Below are 20,065 nucleotides of genomic sequence, written 5' to 3' on the forward strand. Positions count from 1 at the left end.
GCAGCGCCTCAGAGCAGCGCGAACTGCCCGCCGGGGCCCTCCTCCTGGTGGTCCAGGACCGAGGCCGGGCGCCTGGTCCAGCGCGGCGGCGGCAGCACCCCGGCCGTGCGCAGCTCGGCCGCGGACAAGGCGGGGCCGGGTGCGAAGGCGGCCCGTTCCGGGGCCAGATCGGCCAGCAGCGCCAAGGTGGTGACCAGGGCCAGCAGCTCCGAGGTCCAGGCCTGCGGCCACTCGGCCGGACCCAGCGCCTCCAGCCCGTCGGCGGCCGGGTCGCGGTGCGCGCCGCGGGCGGCGAACCAGGCCTCCAGCACCCGCACGCCCTGCGCCTCGTACTCCCACGCGCCGGTCGGCACGGGGGACACGGTCCCGCCGCCGAGGCTCAGCGTCTCGCTCCCGGCGTCGTACGCGACCTCGTGCGGCCATGCCGTGACCGCCGAGCGGACGTACGGGCGGCGCCCGCCCGGCAGCCGGGGCGGCTCGCCCCCGCGGGCCGCGCGCAGCTGGACCGCGAGCAGCCGGTGCCCCAGCTCCAGGCCGGCCCGCCAGCGCGATGGATCGGCGGCGAACGGGACCTCGTACCCCCGCGGCCCGGGGCGGCCCGCCGCGAGGATCCAGCACAGCACGTCCTCGGGGGCGACCCAGCCGCCGTACCGCTCGCCCAGCAGCGGCAGCAGGCCGGGGGCGAGGTTCGGCTCGGCGCCGCCGGGGCGCCGGTGCAGCGGGCGGATCCGGCCGAGGCGGCCGGCCGGGAGGTGGGCGGTGACCAGCGGATCCGGGGTCTCCAGGAGGAACAGCTGGTGCTCGTCCAGGACCCGCCAGAGCTCCGGGCGGGCCGTGTCGATGAGCCGCTGGTCCGGCAGCAGCCACTGCTCGTCGAAGGGCTCGCGCAGCACCCGTACGGGATCGGGGCACGGGCCGGGCCCATCGGTGAAACGGGCGGTGGCCGCGGAGCGCTGGCCGGGCAGCGCGGCCGCGCCGGCGGCGGGCGTACGGCTGCGGCTCGGCCGGAACAGCCGGTCCCGCTCGGCCCCTTCGGCGCTGGTCAGGGCAGCCCAGCGGGCGCGCAGGGCGGCCGGATCGGGCGCGGCCACCCAGTCCCGGCCCAGGCGCAGGCCGCCCACGGCCCAGGGCATCAGATCGTCCAGCAGCGGTACGTCTTCGCTCACGCCGCCGATGGTAGCGACGGGATCCGGTGGCCGGGCTGTGTCCAGGCCGAAGCGCTACGCTCCTTATGTACGTATACGTACCGTATCGACCGAGGAAACAGGAGACGGCCATGAGTCAGTACGACGAATACTCGACTCCTTCGCAGGCCGAGGGCGAGCGGCTGGACGAGGACATGGACGAGGCCCAGCGCAAGCAGCTGCACCCCCAGACGAAGCGGACCACGCCGTCGCAGGCGGAGGGTGAGCGCGGCAAGGACGACGACGAGAAGAAGTGACGAGAAGAAGCGACAAGAAGAGAAGAAGCGGCGAGGAGAAGTGACTCGGAGACGTGGCGTGGAGAAGTGACCCCCGTCAGTGCGCGTCGACCGTCACCGTGAACGAGAACCGGTCGCCGCGGTAGCGGATGCGGGCCACGTCCACCACCCGCCCGTCCTCGTCGTAGGTCACGCCCGTGTAGTGCAGGATCGGGCTGAGCAGCGGCACCTGGAGCAGCTCGGCCGTCTCGGGATCGGCGAGCCGCGCCTCCACCGTGTCGGTGATCCGGCTGATGCGCACCCCGACGACGTCCCGCAGGACCTTCGTCATCGGCCACCGTTCGAGATCGGCGAGCCGGACCGCCTCGGCGAGCTCCGGAAGGACCGCGTTCTCGACCCAGTTGGTCGGCTCGCCGCTCGCGGAGTCGTGGCGGAGCCGGCGGTACGTGACCACCTCGGGCGTGCCCGGGAAGTGCTCCAGCAGCTCCCCGGACACCACCGTGCGCCCGTGGCCGAGAATCGTCGTACGGTCGCCCGACTGCTGGGCCACGATCGCGTCGACCGAGCCCAGCAGCCGCACCGGGGAGCCGCGCCGCGCGCCCGGCTCGATGAAGGTGCCGCGCCGCCGGTGCCGGCTGATCAGCCCCTCGCCCTCCAGCTCCTTGAGCGCCTGCCGCATGGTCAGCACGCTCACCCCGTAGTGCTCGGCCAGCTGCTCCTCCGTGGGCAGGCGCAGCGAGGCGTCCGGGGTGCGCCCCAGTATCGAGGCGCGCAACGACTGTGACACCTGGTACCAGAGGGGCAGTTTCCGGTTCAGGACCAGTGAGTCGGGGGCGAAGGCGGTCACGGGTGGTTCTCCGTACGGCTGGACGGCGATGCTGCGCGGCGCAGGCGCGGTACGCAGGGTATGCAGTGCAGGTCAGGCACGGAAGTGGCGCTGCAGGCCCTGCCACACGTCGTCGTACCCGCGCTGGAGGTGATCCGCGCCGGCCGCCTGGGCGGTGGCGGTGATCGGCCAGCGGGTCTCGAACATGAAGGCCAGGCCGTCGTCGATCTTCTGCGGCTTCAGCTCGGCGGCGCTGGCCCGGTCGAAGGTCTCCCGGTCCGGGCCGTGCGCGGACATCATGTTGTGCAGCGAGCCGCCGCCCGGTACGAACCCTTCGGCCTTGGCGTCGTAGGCGCCCTCGATCAGGCCCATGTACTCGCTCATCACGTTGCGGTGGAAGTACGGCGGGCGGAAGGTGTCCTCGCCGACCAGCCAGCGCGGGGCGAAGACCACGAAGTCCACGCCCGCCAGCCCCGGGGTGTCGGAGGGCGAGGTCAGCACCGTGAAGATCGACGGGTCCGGGTGGTCGTAGCTGATCGAGCCTAGGACGTTGAAGCGGCGCAGGTCGTAGACGTACGGGACGTGGGTGCCGTGCCAGGCGACGACGTCGAGCGGCGAGTGGTCGTAGGTGGCGGACCAGAGGTTGCCGCAGAACTTGTTGACCACCTCGGTCGGGCGGTCGAGCAGGTCGGGGGTCTCGTACGCGGCCACCGGGGCCCGGAAGTCGCGTGCCGCGGCGAGGCCGTTGGCCCCGATCGGGCCCAGGTTCGGCAGCTCGAAGGGCTGGCCGTAGTTCTCGCAGACGTAGCCGCGGGCATCGTCCCCGAGGAGTTCGACGCGGAAGCGCACGCCGCGCGGGATCAGGGCGACCTCGCCGGGGCCCGCGCCGAGCAGGCCGAACTCGGTGCGCAGCAGCAGCCCGCCGCGCTCGGGGACGATCAGCAGCTCGCCGTCGGAGTCGCTGAACACCCGGTCGGCCATGGAGGCGTTGGCGGCGTAGAGGTGGATGGCCATGCCGGTGCGCTGGGTGGCGTCGCCGTTGCCGCCGAGGGTCCACAGACCGGCCAGGAAGTCGGTGCCGGGGGCCGGCTCGGGCAGCGGGTTCCAGCGCAGCCGGTTCGGGTCCGCCGCCATCTCGGTGAAGGGCCCGGTGCGCACGGCCCCGTTGTCGATCCGGGTGAAGGGCGGGTGCGCCGCCGAGGGGCGGATCCGGTACAGCCACGAGCGGCGGTTGTGGGTGCGCGGCTCGGTGAAGGCGGAGCCGCTGAGCTGCTCGGCGTAGAGGCCCAGGGGGGCGCGCTGGGGCGAGTTCCGGCCGAGCGGCAAGGCGCCGGGGACGGCCTCCGAGCTGTGCTCGTTGCCGAAGCCGGTGAGGTACTCCAGCCCCTCCGCCGTCTTCCTGGCCTGCTCGCTCATGTGCTGCTCCCGCTCCGTCGAAGGAATCCTATGGTCGACAGTAGGATTCCGCGGCCCGCACGTCAACGGTGGCCTTGGCGCGGCGGCCCCCGCCGGGCGCAACGGATTCGCGCAGAGGGGGGTCCCAAAAGATGAACATTGCTCTACTCTCACGCGCATGTCGTGGACCCGCAGGTTCCCTGCCGTGCCGGCGGCGCTCCTCGCCGCCCTCCTCGCCCTCCTGTCCCTCTTCGCCGCCGCGCCCGCCGCCCGCGCGCACGAGGAGCGCCCCGTCACCCTCCCGGACGGTTCCGGCTCCGTACCCGAGTACCGCAAGGCCGAGCCCGACCTCGTGGTCTGCAAGACCGGGCGGCCCGACTTCGAACGCCGGATATCCGCCTTCCCGGAAGAGCTCAGGCAGCGCAACCTCGCCCTGTACGAGCGCTGTGAGAAGAGCGGCTACCGCCACCTCCAGGCGGCCGTCGACGCCGTCGACCGGCCCGGGATGAACATCGCGATCCTCCCCGGCCTGTACGAGGAGGAGCCCTCGCTCGGAAAGCCGACGGGGGAGTGCGCCGCCCTCAAGGCCCCGGACTCCTCGCTCGGCTACCAGATCCTCAGCTACGAGCAGCAGGTGGCCTGCCGCCACAACCAGAACCTCGTCGCCATCCTCGGCAAGACGAACCTCCAGATCGAGGGCACCGGCGCCTCACGCATGGACGTCGTCATCGACGCCAAGTACCAGAAGCTCAACGCCATCCGCGCGGACAAGTCCAACGGCATCTACTTCCGCAATTTCACCGCCCAGCGCACCACCTTCAACTCGCTGTACGTCCTCGCCGGCGACGGCTTCGTCATCGACGACGTCCTGACCCGCTGGAACGACGAGTACGGCTTCCTCACCTTCGCCAGCGACCACGGGCTCTACAAGAACTGCGAGTCGTACGGAAACGGCGACTCCGGCATCTACCCCGGCAGCGCGTCCAACATCAACGACGGCCGCGGCTACGACGTGCCCCGCTACTCCATCGAGATCACCGGCTGCCGCAGCCACCACAACATGGTCGGCTACTCCGGTACCGCGGGCGACTCGGTGTGGGTGCACGACAACGAGTTCGACCAGAACATGGGCGGCGCCTCGATGGACAGCGCCTTCCCCGGCCACCCCGGACTCCCGCAGAACCACGCCAAGTTCGAGCGGAACCTGATCCACGACAACAACCAGGACTACTACCGGTACGTCGCCGACGGCACCTGCGCCAAGCCGCCGGTCGAGCGCGGCTACGAACGCGGCGTCGTCTGCCCGCAGATCTCCATGCCGCCGGGCACCGGCATCATCACCGCGGGCGGCAACTGGAACATCTACGAGGACAACTGGGTGTACGGGCACCAGCGCGCGGGCTTCTTCCTCAGCGCGGTCCCCGCTTTCATCCGCGGCGAGGAGCAGTGGTCGAAGCAGGCCGACACCTCCCACCACAACCGCTATGCCGGGAACACCCTGGGCAAGGACAAGACCGGTGCCGCCCGCCCCAACGGCATGGACGTGTGGTGGGACGGCCAGGGCCGCGGCAACTGCTGGCAGGAGGGCCCCGACGGCTCCACCCCGGGCACCGTGCCGCAGTGCGGGGGCGCGCGCGGCGATGTCTCGGGCGCCTCGGCCCGCCTGGTCGGCGAACCGGTCAAGCTGGTCCAACTGCTCGTCTGCGCTGACTACAGCGTCCAGGCGCGCAAACTCCCGGCCGGCTGCGACTGGTACGGCGCCCGCGGTCTGGAACGGGTCGAGACCCAGATCGCGCTCGCCGTGGCGGGCGTCCTGCTCCTGGTCGGCGGCGTGCTGTGGTGGCGCCGGCTGCGCGGCTCGCACCTGGGCACGGCGGCCTCGCTGCTGGGCCTGGCGGGCCTGGCCCTGGACGTGGCCGGCTCCACGGCCGGGCTGGTCGCCACCTTCGTTCCGGCACTGGCCCTCCTCCTCCTGGGCCTGTGGTGGACGGGAGTCGGGCTGGCCCTGCGCCCGACCCGCCCCTGGCTGGCCCGCCTGACCCTGCTGCTGGCCGGGCTGACCCTGCTGGACGCCTTCGACAAGGCCGTCCTGATGATCCCCTGGACCCCGCTGAGCCCCGCCTGGGTACGGGCGCTGCTCGCCCTGGTCTGGGTCCTGTGGGCCGTGGTCGCCTCGGCCCGCCCCGAAGCCCCGGTCCAGCCCTCCGGCCCCGGCCCCGACCCCGCGGGCGACCGCGGCCCGGCCCCGACCGACCCCTCCCCGACCCTCGCCGCGGCAGCCCCCGAACCCCGGCCCGACGCAGGCCCGGACTCGGCAGCCCCCACCCCGGGAGCCCACCCATGACCGCCCGCCCCGCCCCCGGAACCCAGGGCCCACCCGATCGCCCCGCCCAAGGGAGGCCGGCCGTGACCGCCGGCCCGGCGCGCACCGCGGTCCTGCTCGGCCTGGCCCTGCTGCTCGCCTGCGCGGCGGTGACGGGCTGCGGTGGGCGGGCCACCACCCACCACAAGCCCGGCACCAGCCACGAGCAGGCCTCCGGGAACACGGGCACGCTGCTCACCACCGACGACGGCGCCGGCCACCGGCTCCGCGAGGTCCCGGCCGGTGGTGCACCGGAGGTGCGGCTGACCGCCCGCCCGGACTCGGAGGACGGCTGGAACCTCCAACTGGCCGTGAAGAACTTCCGCTTCACCCCCGACAGCGCCGGCGGCGCCGCCCTCCCGGGCGCGGGCCACGCCCACCTGGAGCTCGACGGCCGCAAACTGGCCCGGCTGTACGGCCCCTGGTTCCACCTGTCCGCCGCCCAGGTCCCCGAGGGCTCGCACACCCTGACCGTCCGCCTGTACGCCGACGACCACACGGCCTGGGCGGTCTCCGGCAAGCCGGTCGAGGGCGCGACCCAGCTCACTGCTACCGCCCCGGCGCCAGGGCAGCCGGGCGGCCACGACCACGGCAGCACGCCGCAGGAGCAGGCCGACCGGACGGTCACCGTCAGCGTCCGGGACGGCAAGGTCAGCCCCGCTCCCGCCCGCACCGAGCTGCGGCGCGGCGAACGGGTCGCCCTGCGCGTCACCAGCGACCGCGCGGACGTCCTGCACGTCCACGGCTACGACAAGGAACTCGCCCTGCCCGCAGGCCAGGAGGCCACCCTGGTCCTGACGGCCGACCGCACGGGCCTCTTCGAGGTCGAGACCCACGAGTCCGCCCTCGTCCTGACCCAGCTCCTCGTCCGATGACCCCGCCGGCGCCGCCCACTCCGCCCCGGGCCGGGGGAGCGGCGGCCCCAGGTGCCGGGCCATGGGAGGGCCGATGCTGACCCCCGCCGGTCCGGTTCCCGCCCCGGGCGCCGGCGGTGGCGGCGCCGGCCAGGGCGTGGTCCTGCACCCGGCCGATCCGCTCACCGCGCTCGCGCACGGGATCGGGTCCCAGCACGATCTGCCGATCTCTCCTTTCTACGCATTCGCCGGTGCCTTCGCCGCGCTCTTCGTCTCCTTCCTCGCACTCGGCCTGCTCTGGTCCACCTCCCGATTCCGCGGCGACCGCTCGGGGCACCCCCTGCCCGCCGCCCTCCAGCGGGCCGCCGACGCCCCCGCCACCCGCACCGCCCTGCGCGGACTCGGCCTCGCCGCCGCCCTCGCCGTCCTCCTGCACCTCCTCCTCGGTCCCGACGACCCCGCGCGCAACCCCGCTCCCGGAGCCGTCTACGTCCTCTTCTGGGTCGGACTCGTCCCCGCCTCCCTTCTCCTCGGCCCGGTCTGGCGCCTGCTCAACCCGCTCCGCACCCTGCACCGCCTGCTCACCCGGGCCCGCCGCCACCGCGCCTCCGACCGCCCCGTCCCCGACCGCCCCGTCCCCGACCGCCCCCTCCCCGCCCGGCTCGGCCAATGGCCGGCCGCCGCTGGGCTGTTCGCCTTCACCTGGCTCGAACTCGTCGCTCCCGATCCCGCATCCACCACCACCCTCCTGATCGCCCTCACCACCTACGCCGGCGCCCACCTGCTGCTCGCCGCCCGCTTCGGCGAGCGCTGGTTCGACGACGCCGACGCCTTCGAGGCCTACTCCGCCCTCCTGGCCCGCCTCTCCCCCCTCGGCCGTCGAAGCGACGGCCACCTGGTTCTCCGTAACCCCTTCCACGGACTCGACGCGACACCCGAGCGGCCCGGACTCGTCGCCACCGTCTGCGTCCTGCTCGGCTCCACCGCCTACGACGGCTTCTCCGACAACCCCTCCTGGATCAACGTCCTCCAGACCTCCCCCCTCGGCCGCACCCCCACGGCCACACTCGGACTGCTCGCTTCCGTCGCCCTCGTCGCCACCCTGTACTGCCTCTGCGCGGCGGCCACCCGCCTGGTCGGCGGCCCGCACCCCGGACCGCTCACCGCCTTCGCGCACTCACTCGTGCCGATCTCTCTCGGCTATCTCATCGCCCATTACTTCTCCCTTCTCGTAACCGAAGGACCACGCACAGTAAGCATGGCACTCGGCACTGACAACGCCCCCGAAGCCGTCCCGCTCCTGGGTCCAGGCGGCCTCGCCGCCCTCCAGGTCATCGCCGTCGTCACCGGCCACGTCCTGGGCGTCGTCGCCGCCCACGACCGGTCCGTGCGGCTCTTCCCGCCCGCGAAGGCCGTGGCCGGCCAGCTGCCGCTGCTCGCGCTGATGATCACGTACACCATCGGCGGGCTGAGCCTCCTGCTGAACTGAGCCCCCGCTCGACACAGAAGCGAGGAGCGGCATGATGGACCCCGTGCCTCCCGCCCACTCCCTGCGCCGCACCCCGATCCAGCAGCGCAGCGCCGACCGGCTCGCCCGGATCCTCGACGCCTGCGCCGAGCTGCTCGACGAGACCGGGTACGAGAACCTCAGTACCCGCGCCGTCGCCCTGCGCGCCGGCGTGCCGATCGGTTCGGTCTACCGTTTCTTCGGCAACAAGCGGGCCATGGCCATCGCCCTCGCCCACCGCAACCTGGACCGCTACGCCGACGGCATCGCGGACCGGCTCGCCGACCTCCCCGCCACCCACTGGCGACCCGTCGTCGACGCCGTACTGGACGAGTACCTGGCCATGAAGCGGAGCGTTCCCGGCTTCGCGCTCGTCGACTTCGGCGTGCCCGCGCCGCCGCCCGAGGGTCCGGAGGCCGACCCCAACCACCTGGTCGCCGCCCGCCTCACCGAACTGCTCTGCGCACACCTCGGCCTGACCCCCGACGCCACTCTGCGCCGGGCCGTCCTCGTCGCCGTCGAGGCCACGGACGCGCTGATCCAACTGGCCTTCCGGTCCGACCCGGCAGGCGATCCCGGCATCGTCGCGGAGACCCGGGCGATGATGCAGGCCTACCTGGCGCGCGTACTGGACTGACGCCCCGCCCATGCGCCCCGCCCATGCGCCCCGGCTGCGCTCCGGGCCCGGCTCCGGCCGTCGACCCACCTGCCGTCCCCACCGACGCCACGCCAAGCCGACCGGCGCCCCAAGACCTCTCGCCTCCGTGCCAACCGGTCGGTATGCTCGGTGCACCCGCGTGCCCGTGCCGCAGCCTGCCGCCCCTGGAGGGCCCATGCCCCGCACCGCCCTGCGCATCTGCCCCCTGTGCGAAGCCACCTGCGGCCTCACGCTCACCATCGAAGGCGCCGCCGTCACCGGCGCCCGCGGTGACCGCGAGGACGTTTTCAGCAACGGCTTCATCTGCCCCAAGGGCGCCGCCTTCGGAGCACTCGACTCCGACCCCGACCGGCTGCGCACCCCCCTCGTCCGACGCGACGGCCGGCTCCAAGAGGCCACCTGGGAGGAGGCCTTCGACGCCATCGCAGCCGCCGTCCCCGCTCTCGTCCGGGAGTACGGACCCCAGGCGGTCGGCCTCGTCCTCGGCAACCCGAACGTCCACACCATGGCGGGCGCCCTCTACCCGCCGCTGCTCCTCAAGGCGCTCGGTACCCGCAACCTGTTCACCGCCAGCACGCTCGACCAGATGCCCAAGCACGTCTCCAGCGGGCTGCTCTTCGGCGACCCCTTCGCCATCCCGGTCCCCGACCTCGACCGCACCGACTTCCTGCTGCTCCTCGGCGCCAACCCGGTCGAGTCCAACGGCTCCTTGTGCACCGCCCCGGACTTCCCGGGCCGGCTCAAGGCCCTGCGCGCACGGGGCGGCACCCTCGTCGTCGTCGACCCGCGCCGCACGCGCACGGCCAAGCTCGCCGACCGCCACCTCGCGCCGCGCCCCGGCAGCGACGCGCTGCTGCTCGCCGCCCTCGCGCACACGCTGATCGAGGAAAAGCTCGCGGCCCCCGGCGCACTGGAGGAACACACCGAGGGGATCGGGGAACTCGCCGCCGCGCTCGGGAGTTTCACTCCTGAGGCCGTAGCACCCGCCTGCGACCTCACGGCCGCCGAGATCCGCACCCTCGCCCGCGAGCTCGCGGCCGCACCCACCGCCGCCGTGTACGCCCGCATCGGCAGCTGCACCGTCGAGTACGGCACGCTCGCCAGCTGGCTGGTCGACGTACTGAACATCCTCACCGGCAACCTCGACCGGCCGGGCGGAGCCCTCTTCCCGCTCTCCGCGACGGCCCCGGGCTCCCGGCCGCCCGGTCCCGGCAAGGGGTTCGCCCTCGGCCGCTGGGTGAGCCGGGTCAGCGGCCACCCCGAGGCCAAGGGCGAACTCCCCACCGCCGCGCTCGCGGAGGAGATCGAGACCCCAGGCGACGGGCAGATCCGGGTGCTGCTCGCCATCGCCGCCAACCCCGTCCTGTCGGCACCCGACGGCGACCGGCTCGACCGGGCGCTGACCGGGCTCGACTTCATGGTCTCCGTCGACCCCTACCTGAACGAGACCTCGCGCCACGCCCATGTCGTGCTGCCCCCGCCGCCGCCCTCCCAGAGCGCGCACTTCGACTTCGCGTTCAACGGGTTCGCCGTACGCAACCAGGCCCGTTACTCGCCCGCCGCAGTCCCGCTGGGGGAAGGGAGCATGGACGAGTGCGAGATCCACGCGCGGCTGATCCTCGCCGTCTCCGGCCTGCACGGATCCGCCGACCCGGCGGGCGTCGACGAGCTGGCCATCCAGTCCGCCTTGGCCAAGGAGACCGCCGCCGCGCACTCCCCGCTGCACGGGCAGGACCCGGCGCGCCTCGCCGGCCTGCTCGCGGGCGGGAGCGGCCCGGAGCGACGGCTCGATCTGATGCTCCGACTCGGGCCGTACGGAGACCGGTTCGGCCTTGCCGTTGCCGGTCCCGTTGCCGAGCCCCTTGCCGCCCCCTCCGCCGAGTCCGTTGCCGGAAACGCTGCTGACTCCGCGGTCGAGTCACCTGCGGACCTCTCCGTCGCGCCCGCCGCGCCCAGTGCGCCCGGCCTCAGCCTGGAGCGGCTGCTCGAGCACCCGCACGGCATCGACCTGGGCCCGCTGGAGCCCCGGCTTCCGGGCGTGCTGAAGACCCGCAGCGGCAGGATCGAGCTGCTCCCGGACCCGATCGCGGCCGAGCTCCCCGGGCTGCGGGCGGCGCTCGCCGACCGCCCCGCCGGCCTGGTGCTCGTGGGCCGCCGCCATCTGCGGTCCAACAACAGCTGGTTGCACAACGTCCCGGCCCTCACCGGAGGTTCCAACCGGTGCACCCTCCAGGTCCACCCGCAGGACGCGGACCGGCTGGGGCTCACCGACGGAGGCCGGGCCAGGATCACCGCCGACGGCGGCAGCCTGGACGTCCCCGTGGAGATCACCGACACCCTGCGCGCCGGAGTCGTGAGCCTCCCGCACGGCTGGGGCCACGACCGCGCGGGGGTCCGGCTCTCGGTGGCCGCCGCCGCACCCGGCGTGAACGTCAACCAGCTCCTCGACGGCACCCGGCTCGACCCGCTCTCGGGCACGGCCGTGCTCAACGGCTTCCCCGTCGTGCTGGCACCCCTGCCCTGAGCTGGGGTTTTGCTCGTATTGCTCACGCGTTGACGTCTTGTTGGCGGAAGGAGGAGGCACCTACGTTCCCTCCATGCTGACCATCCTCGGCTTCGCCATGATCGCGACCTTCCTGGTCCTGATCATGCTGAAGAAAATGTCGCCCATCGCGGCGCTCGTCCTCATCCCCGCGCTGTTCTGCGTGTTCGCAGGAAAGGGCGCCCACCTCGGCGACTACGTCATCGACGGCGTCGGCAAACTCGCGCCGACCGCCGCGATGCTGATGTTCGCCATCGTCTACTTCGGCGTGATGATCGACGTCGGCCTCTTCGACCCGATCGTGCGCGGCATCCTGCGCTTCTGCAAGGCAGACCCCATGCGCGTGGTCGTCGGTACCGCCGTCCTCGCCGCGATCGTCTCGCTCGACGGAGACGGGTCGACCACCTTCATGATCACCGTCTCGGCGATGTACCCGCTCTACAAGCGGCTCGGTCTGAGCCTGGTGGTCATGACGGGCGTCGCGGCCACCGCCAACGGCGTCATGAACACCCTGCCCTGGGGCGGCCCCACGGCCCGCGCCGCGACCGCCCTCAAGCTCGACGCCGGCGACATCTTCGTCCCGATGATCCCGGCCCTCGCGGTGGGCCTGCTGTTCGTGTTCCTGCTGGCCTACGTCCTCGGCGTGAAGGAGCGCCGCCGGGTCGGCCTCCTGGTCATGCCGCAGGACGACGGCGTCACGTCCACCGCCACCGTCGTCGAGCGCACCCCGGAGACCGCGTCCGCGCTGGTCGCCGCCGGTACGGGCGGCTCGGCCGAAAGCCCCGCCGGCCCGTCGGGCCCGGCAGGTCCGGCCGGCCCCGGCGGCAGCCGTTCGCCGTCCACCGCGACGGGCGGCTCCGAGGACGGGTTCCAGGGCCTCGACCCCCACCGCGCCACCCTGCGCCCGCGCCTGTACTGGTTCAACGCCGGCCTCACCCTCGCCCTGCTCACCGCGATGATCATGGAGCTGCTGCCCATCCCGGTGCTGTTCCTGCTCGGCGCCGCCCTCGCCCTCACGGTCAACTTCCCGCACATGCCCGACCAGCGGGCGCGGATCGCCGCCCACGCCGACAACGTCCTCAACGTCGCCGGCATGGTCTTCGCCGCCGCCGTCTTCACGGGCGTCCTCTCCGGCACCGGCATGGTCAAACACATGGCCGACTGGCTCGTCGGCGCCATCCCCGAGGGCATGGGCCCGCACATGGCGCTGGTCACCGGCTTGCTCAGCCTGCCGCTCACCTACTTCATGTCCAACGACGGCTTCTACTTCGGCGTGCTGCCCGTCCTCGCCGAAGCCGGCGCCGCCCACGGCGTCTCCCCGCTCGAGATCGCCCGCGCCTCCCTGGTCGGGCAGGCGCTGCACATGTCGAGCCCGCTGGTTCCGGCCGTCTACGTCCTCGTCGGCATGGCCAAGGTCGAGTTCGGCGACCACACCCGCTTCACCGTGAAATGGGCGGCCCTGACCTCCCTGGTGGTCCTCGCGGCGGGGATGCTTTTCGGCATCATCTGATCCCGGCCGCCCCTGGCGCGCCGAAAACTACCGACGCTAGTTTGTAGGGTGTCCGCGAGGTCTGGTCTACGCGCTCGTGCGTGCTCGGGAGGAATGCCATGAAGGCCCACGACGGGATGTACATCGGCGGCGCTTGGCGGCCCGCCGCCGGACGCGACCGCATCGAGGTCGTCAACCCGGCCGACGAGACGGTCATCGGCGCGGTTCCGGCCGGCACCGCCGAGGACGTGGACGCCGCCGTACGCGCGGCCCGCGCGGCCTTCCCGGGCTGGGCGGCCACGGCTCCGGCCGAGCGGGCGGCGCTGATCGGCGCCCTGCGCAACGTGCTGGCCGCCCGCAAGAGCGAGATCGCCGAGACCATCACCGCAGAGCTCGGCTCCCCGCTCGGCTTCGCGGAAATGGTCCACGTCGGGGCGCCGCTCGCGGTGGCCTCCTCGTACGCCGAACTCGGCGCCTCGTACGCCTTCGAGCAGCGGCTCGGGAACTCCACCGTGCTGCTCGAACCGGTCGGTGTGGTCGGGGCCATCACGCCCTGGAACTATCCGCTGCACCAAGTCGTTGCAAAGGTGGCGCCCGCTCTCGCCGCCGGCTGCACCCTCGTCCTCAAGCCGGCTGAGGACACCCCGCTGACCGCACAGCTCTTCGCCGAAGCCGTGCACGAGGCGGGCATCCCGGCCGGAGTGTTCAACCTGGTGACCGGAACCGGTCCGGTCGCCGGGCAGGCACTGGCCGCGCACGAGGGGGTCGACCTCGTCTCCTTCACCGGCTCGACCGCCGTCGGCAAGCAGATCGGCGCCACCGCTGGCGCCGCCGTCAAGCGGGTCGCCCTCGAGCTGGGCGGAAAATCGGCCAATGTCATCCTGCCGGGGGCCGACCTGGCCAAGGCCGTCGCCACCGGCGTGGGCCATGTCATGAACAACACCGGCCAGAGCTGCAACGCGCTCACGCGCATGCTCGTCCACCGGGACCAGTACGAGGAGGCCGTCTCGCTCGCGGCCGCCGCCGTCGCCGCGTACCCCACCGGCGACCCCACCGACCCGGCCACCCGCCTGGGCCCGGTCATCAACGCCAAGCAGCACCAGCGCGTGCGCGGGTACATCGCCAAGGGTGTCGAGGAAGGCGCTCGCCTCGTCGCCGGCGGCGCCGACGCACCCCACGAGCGGGGGTACTTCGTCGCCCCCACCGTGTTCGCCGACGTCACGCCCGACATGACCATCGCCCAGGAGGAGATCTTCGGCCCCGTGCTGTCGATCCTCGCCTACGAGGACGAGGAGGACGCGCTGCGCATCGCCAACGGCACCGTCTACGGCCTGGGCGGCGCGGTCTGGGCCGCGGACGAGGAGACGGCCGTGGCCTTCGCCCGCCGTATGGACACCGGGCAGGTGGACATCAACGGCGGCCGCTTCAACGTGCTCGCGCCCTTCGGCGGCTACAAGCAGTCGGGCGTCGGTCGGGAGCTGGGCCCGCACGGTCTGGCGGAGTACCTCCAGACCAAGTCCCTGCAGTTCTAAGCTGTCCCGCCCGTTCTGAGCCGCCGCGATTCGGAGAAGACGACCATGGTCCGCGCCGCCATCCTGCCCGCCGTCGGAGCCCCGCTCGAGATACGGGAGATAGTGCTGCCCGATCCCGGCCCCGGGCAGGTCAGGGTCCGGCTCGCCGCAGCCGGGGTCTGTCACTCCGACCTCTCCCTCACCAACGGCACCATGCGGGTGCCCGTCCCCGCCGTCCTCGGCCACGAGGGCGCGGGTACGGTCCTCGCCGTCGGGGAGGGAGTGACCCACGTCGCCCCCGGCGACGGGGTGGTGCTCAACTGGGCGCCGTCCTGCGGGCAGTGCCACCACTGCTCCATCGGCGAGGTCTGGCTCTGCGCCCAGGCGCTCACGGGCGTCGGGGCCGTCTACGCGCACGACGCGCAGGGCACCGAGCTGCACCCGGGGCTGAACGTGGCCGCGTTCGCCGAGGAGACCGTCGTCGCGGCCAACTGCGTGCTGCCCGCGCCCGCCGGGATTCCGCTCGCCGAGGCCGCCCTGCTCGGCTGCGCGGTCCTCACCGGCTACGGCGCCGTCCACCACAGCGCCCAGGTCCGCCCGGGCGAGTCGGTGGCCGTGTTCGGCGTCGGCGGGGTCGGCCTGGCCGCACTGCAGGCCGCCCGCATCGCCCAGGCGGGCCCCGTCGTGGCCGTCGACGTCTCCCCGGCCAAGGAGGAGCTGGCGCGGGCGGCGGGAGCCACCGAGTTCGTGCTCGCCTCCGACGACACCACCGCGAAGCAGATCCGCGCCCTGACCGGCGGCCAGGGCGCGGACGTCGCCGTCGAATGCGCCGGCCGGGCGGCGAGCATCCGCGCGGCCTGGGACTCCACCCGCCGGGGCGGCCGCACGACGGTGGTCGGCATCGGCGGAAAGGACCAGCAGGTCGCCTTCCACGCCCTGGAGATCTTCCACTTCGCGCGCACCCTCACCGGCTGCGTCTACGGCAACAGCGACCCCGCCCGCGACCTCCCGGTGATCGCCGAGCACGTCCGCGCGGGCCGCCTCGACCTCGGCTCCCTCGTCACCGACCGCATCACCCTCGACGGCATCCCGGCCGCGTTCGACGCCATGCTGGCGGGCAAGGGCGGCCGCTCGCTCGTCGTCTTCTAGGCCGCCCGCCGGTACCGGCCCCCCTCGGAGTTCCGGGGGGCCGAAGTCCGCTAGGCCCCGGTCTTCCCCCGCGCCAGCGCCTCGAACTGGAGGGCCAGTCCGTCCAGGAGGGCCGCCAGGCCCGTTTCGAAGGCGCCCTCGTCCACCTCCTGCCGGCGCTCTGCCAGCAGGTGGGCCTGGCCCAGGTGGGGGTAGTCCGCCGGGTCGTATGCCGTCTCGTCGTCCACGAAGCCCCGGGCGAACGAGGCCATCGCCGATCCCAGGATGAAGTACCGCATCAGCGCGCCGATCCGGGTCGCCTGTGCCGGGGGCCAGCCCGCCTCCGTCATCGCGCCGAAGACCGCGTCCGCCAGCCGGAGGCCCGCCGGGCGGCGGCCCGGGCCCCGTGCGAGCACCGGGACGATGTTCGGATGGTCGGACAGGGCGTCCCGGTACGAGTGCGCCCAGGCGTGCAAAGCGCCCCGCCAGTCCAGGCGGTCGGCCTCGAACATCGACAAGTCGACCCGCGCGCTCACCGCGTCCGCCACCGCGTCCAGGATCTCGTCCTTGGTGCGGAAGTGGTTGTACAGGGACGGCCCGCTGACCCCGAGCGCGGCTGCCAGCCGCCGCGTCGACACCGCCTCCAGTCCCTCGGCGTCCACCAGCGCACCCGCCGCCTCGACGATGCGGGCTCTGCTGAGGAGGGGCTTGCGCGGTCTGGCCATGCGCCACATAGTAGGGCCTGCCCGCCATAAACTACCGGTGCTAGTTAACGGCCCGGACGAGACGCCCGGAGGTGCCCGGTGAACCTGGAGCTGAGCGAGGAGCAGAGCGCCGTACGCCGGCTCGCCCGCGAGTTCACCGAGCGCGAGGTGGCCCCGTACGCCGCCGCGTGGGACCGCGCCGAGAGCGTGGACCGGGGCATCGTGAAGAAGCTCGGGGCGCTCGGTTTCCTCGGCCTGACCGTCCCCGAGGAGTACGGCGGCTCCGGCGGCGACCACCTCGCGTACGTCCTGGTCACCGAGGAGCTCGGACGGGGCGACTCCGCCGTGCGCGGCATCGTCTCCGTCTCCCTCGGGCTGGTCGCCAAGACCATCGCGGCCTGGGGCAGCGAGGAGCAGAAGCACGCCTGGCTGCCCCGCCTGTGCTCCGGGGACGCGCTCGGCTGCTTCGGCCTGACCGAGCCCGGCACCGGCTCCGACGCCGGCAGCCTCACCACCCGCGCCGTGCGCGAGGGGGACGCGTACGTCCTCACCGGCAGCAAGATGTTCATCACCAACGGCACCTGGGCCGACGTCGTGCTGCTGTTCGCCCGCACCGGCGACGAGCCCGGCCACCGCGGGGTCTCCGCCTTCCTCGTCCCCACCGACACCCCCGGCCTCACCCGCCGCGAGATCCACGGCAAGCTCGGCCTGCGCGGCCAGGCCACCGCCGAGCTCGCCCTCGACGGGGTCCGCGTCCCCGCCTCCGCCCTGCTCGGCCCCGAGGGCAAGGGCTTCTCGGTCGCCATGTCCGCGCTGGCCAAGGGCCGGATGTCGGTCGCCGCCGGCTGCGTCGGCATCGCCCAGGCGGCCTTGGACGCGGCCGTCTCGTACGCCGCCCAGCGCGAGCAGTTCGGCAAGCCGATCGCCCAGCACCAGCTGGTCCAGGAGCTGATCGCCGACATCTCGGTCGACGTGGACGCCGCCCGCCTGCTGACCTGGCGGGTGGCGGACCTCATCGACCGCGGGCAGCCCTTCGCCACCGAGTCCTCCACCGCCAAGCTCTTCGCCTCCGAGGCCGCCGTCCGCGCCGCGAGCAACGCCCTCCAGGTGCACGGCGGTTACGGATACATCGACGAGTACCCGGCCGGCAAGCTGCTCCGCGACGCCCGCGTGATGACCCTCTACGAGGGCACCAGCCAGATCCAGAAGCTGCTCATCGGCCGGGCCCGCACGGGCGTTTCCGCCTTCTGAGCACGTACGTCCGCGCGGGCGCGCTAAGCGCTTGCTCACCCTCCGGTAAGGTGTTCACTTCCACACGGCGAAGAGGGTGAGTGAGCGATGGACAGCGCGGCGGAGACAGCCGGCGGCTACCAGCCGTGGTCCGAGGTCACGCCCGACGCCGCGCGGCGGCTGCTCGTCGCCGCCGTCGAGGCCTTCGCGGAGCGCGGGTACCACGCGACCACCACACGTGACATCGCGGGCCGCGCCGGGATGAGCCCGGCCGCCCTCTACATCCACTACAAGACCAAGGAAGAACTGCTCCACCGGATCAGCCGGATCGGCCACGACAAGGCCCTGGAGATCCTCACCACCGCGGCCGAGGGTCCTGGCAGCGCCGCCGAGCGGCTCGATGCCGCCGTACGGTCCTTCGTGCGGTGGCACGCCGCGCATCACACCACCGCGCGCGTGGTCCAGTACGAGCTCGATGCCCTCGCTCCGGAGCACCGCTCCGAAATCGTGGCACTGCGCCGCCAGAGCGACGCCGCCGTGCGCCGCATCCTCGCCGAGGGCGTCGAGGCGGGCGAGTTCGCCGTCCCCGACCTGCCCGGCACCACCCTCGCCGTGCTGTCGCTCTGCATCGACGTGGCCCGCTGGTTCAGCGTGTCCGGGCACCGCACGCCCGACGAGGTCGGCGCCCTCTACGCCGACCTCGTGCTCCGCATGGTGGGCGCGCGGCCCCGCACGTAGCCCGCAGGCGGCTCAGAAGTAGTAGCGGGACACCGACTCCGCCACGCACACCGGCTTGTCGCCGCCCTCGCGCTCCACCGTGACGGTGGCCGCGACCTGTACGCCGCCCCCGGCCTCCGCGACCTCCGTGATCACGGCGGTCGCGCGGAGCCGCGATCCGACCGGCACCGGTGCCGGGAAACGCACCTTGTCCACGCCGTAGTTGATGCCCATCCTCAGGCCTTCGACCCGCATGATCTGCGGCACCAGGCTCGGCAGCAGGGACAGGGTCAGGTAGCCGTGCGCGATCGTGGAGCCGAAGGGTCCGTTCGCCGCCCGCTCCGGGTCCACATGGATCCACTGGTGGTCGCCGGTGGCGTCCGCGAAGAGGTCGATCCGCTTCTGGTCCACCTCCAGCCACCCGCTGGGCCCGAGCGGCTCGCCCGTCCCGGCACGCAGCTCTTCGGCGGACGTGAAGATCCTCGGCTCGGCCATGCCCTGCTCCTGCCTCTCACTCACGGATTGCGCCGGGGCGAACAAGCGCTTGCTCAGCATGCTGGGACCGTATGTGTATGTCAACGGACCGCCGACTACCCTCGACCGGGTGCCGCAGATTCCCGAGAAAATCCACGAACTCACCGTCGGCCAGCTGTCCGCCCGCAGCGGCGCCGCCGTCTCAGCGCTCCACTTCTACGAGTCCAAGGGCCTGATCAGCAGCCGGCGCACCTCCGGCAACCAGCGCCGCTACACCCGCGACGCGCTGCGCCGGGTGGCCTTCGTACGCGCCGCCCAGCGCGTGGGCATCCCGCTCGCCAGCATCCGCGACGCACTCGCCCAACTCCCCGAGGAGCGCACCCCCACCCGCGAGGACTGGGCCCGCCTCTCCGAGGCCTGGCGCACCGAACTCGACCAGCGGATCAGCCAGCTCGGCCGGCTGCGCGACCATCTGACCGACTGCATCGGCTGCGGCTGCCTCTCCATGGAGACCTGTGCGCTGTCCAACCCGGACGACGTCTTCGGCGAACGGCTCACCGGCTCGCGGCTGTAACCGGCGAGTGCCGCGCCAGCTGTTCCCGGGCCGCCGCCACCAGTTCGGCGTTCGACCGCGCAGGCCGCCCGTCCGGCAGGTGCAGCACATCGCCGACACCGGTCCGCGCGCCCGTACCGCACCGCGCGGCCAGCCGCAGCACAGGCCAGGCGGCGGCCTCCCGCCCGTACAGCACCACCGCCACCGGCGGCAGCCCGCGCAGCCCGGCCACCAGCGCCGGATCGGCCGCGGCGAGCTCCACCGCGAGCCGCACCCGCCCGGGCGACCGCACCGGCCAGGCCAGGAACCGGGCCATCGGCTCCGGTCCGGCCGGTCCGCCCGGTCCGCCCAGCGGAACCACCGCGTCCACCGCGACCCCCCGGGCCAGCAGCGCCTCCGCCAACTCCACGGCCCCCGCCTGCGCGAAGCCCACCTCCGCCCGGTCCGGCAGCACGGTCCAGGACCGGACCCGCTCCAGCCGCCCCGCCGGATCGGGCTCGCTCTCCACGCTCACCGGCACCGACAGCGGTACGGAGACCCCCGTGCTCCGCATCGCGTCCAGCACCGGCCCGACCACCCGCGGCGACAGGCTCTGCCGTCCGCACGGGGTCCGCGGACTCACCAGTACCTCCCCGGCCCCCGCGGCGACCGCGGCCAGCGCCGCCTCCGCCAGGTCCCGGGGCGACATCGGCACG

General features: G+C 73.3%; 18 protein-coding genes. 12 read left to right on the top strand and 6 right to left on the bottom strand.

Annotated features, from left to right (window positions below; translation table 11 throughout):
* Positions 1–8: 8 nt before the first annotated feature.
* The gene (locus tag ACIPUC_RS34530; protein ID WP_446594379.1) at positions 9–1,133 is read right to left on the bottom strand and encodes a type ISP restriction/modification enzyme; all 1,125 of its coding nucleotides are present in this window, start codon (positions 1,131–1,133) and stop codon (positions 9–11) included.
* Between the two features lie 143 nt (positions 1,134–1,276).
* Between ACIPUC_RS34530 and ACIPUC_RS34535 the strand changes: the two genes are divergently transcribed.
* Positions 1,277–1,441: a hypothetical protein gene (locus ACIPUC_RS34535; protein ID WP_446594325.1), complete on the top strand. Its 165-nt coding sequence runs from the start codon at positions 1,277–1,279 to the stop codon at positions 1,439–1,441.
* A gap of 76 nt (positions 1,442–1,517) precedes the next feature.
* Here the strand turns inward: ACIPUC_RS34535 and ACIPUC_RS34540 are convergent, their stop codons facing one another.
* Positions 1,518–2,267 carry a GntR family transcriptional regulator gene (locus ACIPUC_RS34540; RefSeq protein WP_446594326.1) on the bottom strand — a complete coding sequence of 250 codons (750 nt, stop codon included), beginning with the start codon at positions 2,265–2,267 and terminating at the stop codon, positions 1,518–1,520.
* A 72-nt stretch (positions 2,268–2,339) separates the two neighbouring features.
* Positions 2,340–3,662: a homogentisate 1,2-dioxygenase gene (gene hmgA, locus ACIPUC_RS34545; RefSeq protein WP_446594327.1), complete on the bottom strand. Its 1,323-nt coding sequence runs from the start codon at positions 3,660–3,662 to the stop codon at positions 2,340–2,342.
* A 157-nt stretch (positions 3,663–3,819) separates the two neighbouring features.
* Between hmgA and ACIPUC_RS34550 the strand changes: the two genes are divergently transcribed.
* The 8 genes from ACIPUC_RS34550 to ACIPUC_RS34585 all read left to right on the top strand — a co-directional run bounded on the left by ACIPUC_RS34550 (position 3,820) and on the right by ACIPUC_RS34585 (position 15,713).
* Positions 3,820–5,985, top strand: coding sequence for a right-handed parallel beta-helix repeat-containing protein (locus ACIPUC_RS34550; protein WP_446594328.1), 2,166 nt, complete (start codon positions 3,820–3,822; stop codon positions 5,983–5,985).
* A gap of 62 nt (positions 5,986–6,047) precedes the next feature.
* Positions 6,048–6,878 (top strand): hypothetical protein, encoded by an 831-nt coding sequence (locus ACIPUC_RS34555; protein WP_446594329.1) that lies wholly within the window; start codon positions 6,048–6,050, stop codon positions 6,876–6,878.
* A 136-nt stretch (positions 6,879–7,014) separates the two neighbouring features.
* Positions 7,015–8,346, top strand: coding sequence for a hypothetical protein (locus tag ACIPUC_RS34560; protein WP_446594380.1), 1,332 nt, complete (start codon positions 7,015–7,017; stop codon positions 8,344–8,346).
* Positions 8,347–8,380: 34 nt separating this feature from the next.
* Positions 8,381–9,001, top strand: a complete 621-nt coding sequence (locus tag ACIPUC_RS34565; protein ID WP_446594381.1) for a TetR family transcriptional regulator — start codon at positions 8,381–8,383, stop codon at positions 8,999–9,001.
* A gap of 196 nt (positions 9,002–9,197) precedes the next feature.
* Positions 9,198–11,546, top strand: a complete 2,349-nt coding sequence (locus ACIPUC_RS34570) for a molybdopterin oxidoreductase family protein (protein ID WP_446594330.1) — start codon at positions 9,198–9,200, stop codon at positions 11,544–11,546.
* 73 nt (positions 11,547–11,619) lie between these two features.
* A complete protein-coding gene (locus ACIPUC_RS34575; protein WP_446594331.1) occupies positions 11,620–13,074 on the top strand; it encodes a CitMHS family transporter in 1,455 nt (484 codons plus the stop codon).
* Positions 13,075–13,172: 98 nt separating this feature from the next.
* Positions 13,173–14,585 (top strand): aldehyde dehydrogenase family protein, encoded by a 1,413-nt coding sequence (locus tag ACIPUC_RS34580; protein WP_446594332.1) that lies wholly within the window; start codon positions 13,173–13,175, stop codon positions 14,583–14,585.
* Positions 14,586–14,630: 45 nt separating this feature from the next.
* Positions 14,631–15,713, top strand: a complete 1,083-nt coding sequence (locus tag ACIPUC_RS34585; protein WP_446594333.1) for a Zn-dependent alcohol dehydrogenase — start codon at positions 14,631–14,633, stop codon at positions 15,711–15,713.
* 50 nt (positions 15,714–15,763) lie between these two features.
* On the opposite strand, the gene ACIPUC_RS34590 is transcribed toward ACIPUC_RS34585, so the two are convergent.
* Positions 15,764–16,417, bottom strand: a complete 654-nt coding sequence (locus tag ACIPUC_RS34590; RefSeq protein ID WP_446594334.1) for a TetR/AcrR family transcriptional regulator — start codon at positions 16,415–16,417, stop codon at positions 15,764–15,766.
* A gap of 78 nt (positions 16,418–16,495) precedes the next feature.
* Between ACIPUC_RS34590 and ACIPUC_RS34595 the strand changes: the two genes are divergently transcribed.
* On the top strand, positions 16,496–17,647 hold the full coding sequence (locus ACIPUC_RS34595) for an acyl-CoA dehydrogenase family protein (RefSeq protein ID WP_446594335.1): 1,152 nt from the start codon (positions 16,496–16,498) through the stop codon (positions 17,645–17,647).
* An 87-nt stretch (positions 17,648–17,734) separates the two neighbouring features.
* A complete protein-coding gene (locus ACIPUC_RS34600; RefSeq protein ID WP_446594336.1) occupies positions 17,735–18,364 on the top strand; it encodes a TetR/AcrR family transcriptional regulator in 630 nt (209 codons plus the stop codon).
* Positions 18,365–18,376: 12 nt separating this feature from the next.
* Here the strand turns inward: ACIPUC_RS34600 and ACIPUC_RS34605 are convergent, their stop codons facing one another.
* Positions 18,377–18,838, bottom strand: coding sequence for a MaoC family dehydratase (locus ACIPUC_RS34605; RefSeq protein WP_446594337.1), 462 nt, complete (start codon positions 18,836–18,838; stop codon positions 18,377–18,379).
* Between the two features lie 109 nt (positions 18,839–18,947).
* Here ACIPUC_RS34605 and soxR point away from each other — a divergent pair, with 109 nt between their 5' ends.
* Positions 18,948–19,391, top strand: coding sequence for a redox-sensitive transcriptional activator SoxR (gene soxR / locus ACIPUC_RS34610; protein WP_446594338.1), 444 nt, complete (start codon positions 18,948–18,950; stop codon positions 19,389–19,391).
* On the opposite strand, the gene ACIPUC_RS34615 is transcribed toward soxR, so the two are convergent.
* Complete coding sequence (locus ACIPUC_RS34615) at positions 19,372–20,058, bottom strand: 3-keto-5-aminohexanoate cleavage protein (protein ID WP_446594382.1); 687 nt, start codon at positions 20,056–20,058, stop codon at positions 19,372–19,374. The two genes, soxR and ACIPUC_RS34615, sit on opposite strands and share 20 nt — an antisense overlap.
* Between the last annotated feature and the right edge of the window lie 7 nt (positions 20,059–20,065).

The sequence above is a fragment of the Streptomyces sp. LARHCF249 genome (assembly GCF_052871255.1).

Coding starts and splice junctions, on each gene's coding strand:
- ACIPUC_RS34530 (WP_446594379.1), bottom strand. CDS start 1,133: ATGCCCTGGGCCGTGGGCGGCCTGCGCCTGGGCCGGGACTGGGTGGCC.
- ACIPUC_RS34535 (WP_446594325.1), top strand. CDS start 1,277: ATGAGTCAGTACGACGAATACTCGACTCCTTCGCAGGCCGAGGGCGAG.
- hmgA (WP_446594327.1), bottom strand. CDS start 3,662: ATGAGCGAGCAGGCCAGGAAGACGGCGGAGGGGCTGGAGTACCTCACC.
- ACIPUC_RS34550 (WP_446594328.1), top strand. CDS start 3,820: ATGTCGTGGACCCGCAGGTTCCCTGCCGTGCCGGCGGCGCTCCTCGCC.
- ACIPUC_RS34565 (WP_446594381.1), top strand. CDS start 8,381: ATGGACCCCGTGCCTCCCGCCCACTCCCTGCGCCGCACCCCGATCCAG.
- ACIPUC_RS34570 (WP_446594330.1), top strand. CDS start 9,198: ATGCCCCGCACCGCCCTGCGCATCTGCCCCCTGTGCGAAGCCACCTGC.
- ACIPUC_RS34575 (WP_446594331.1), top strand. CDS start 11,620: ATGCTGACCATCCTCGGCTTCGCCATGATCGCGACCTTCCTGGTCCTG.
- ACIPUC_RS34580 (WP_446594332.1), top strand. CDS start 13,173: ATGAAGGCCCACGACGGGATGTACATCGGCGGCGCTTGGCGGCCCGCC.
- ACIPUC_RS34585 (WP_446594333.1), top strand. CDS start 14,631: ATGGTCCGCGCCGCCATCCTGCCCGCCGTCGGAGCCCCGCTCGAGATA.
- ACIPUC_RS34590 (WP_446594334.1), bottom strand. CDS start 16,417: ATGGCCAGACCGCGCAAGCCCCTCCTCAGCAGAGCCCGCATCGTCGAG.
- ACIPUC_RS34600 (WP_446594336.1), top strand. CDS start 17,735: ATGGACAGCGCGGCGGAGACAGCCGGCGGCTACCAGCCGTGGTCCGAG.
- ACIPUC_RS34605 (WP_446594337.1), bottom strand. CDS start 18,838: ATGGCCGAGCCGAGGATCTTCACGTCCGCCGAAGAGCTGCGTGCCGGG.
- ACIPUC_RS34615 (WP_446594382.1), bottom strand. CDS start 20,058: ATGTCGCCCCGGGACCTGGCGGAGGCGGCGCTGGCCGCGGTCGCCGCG.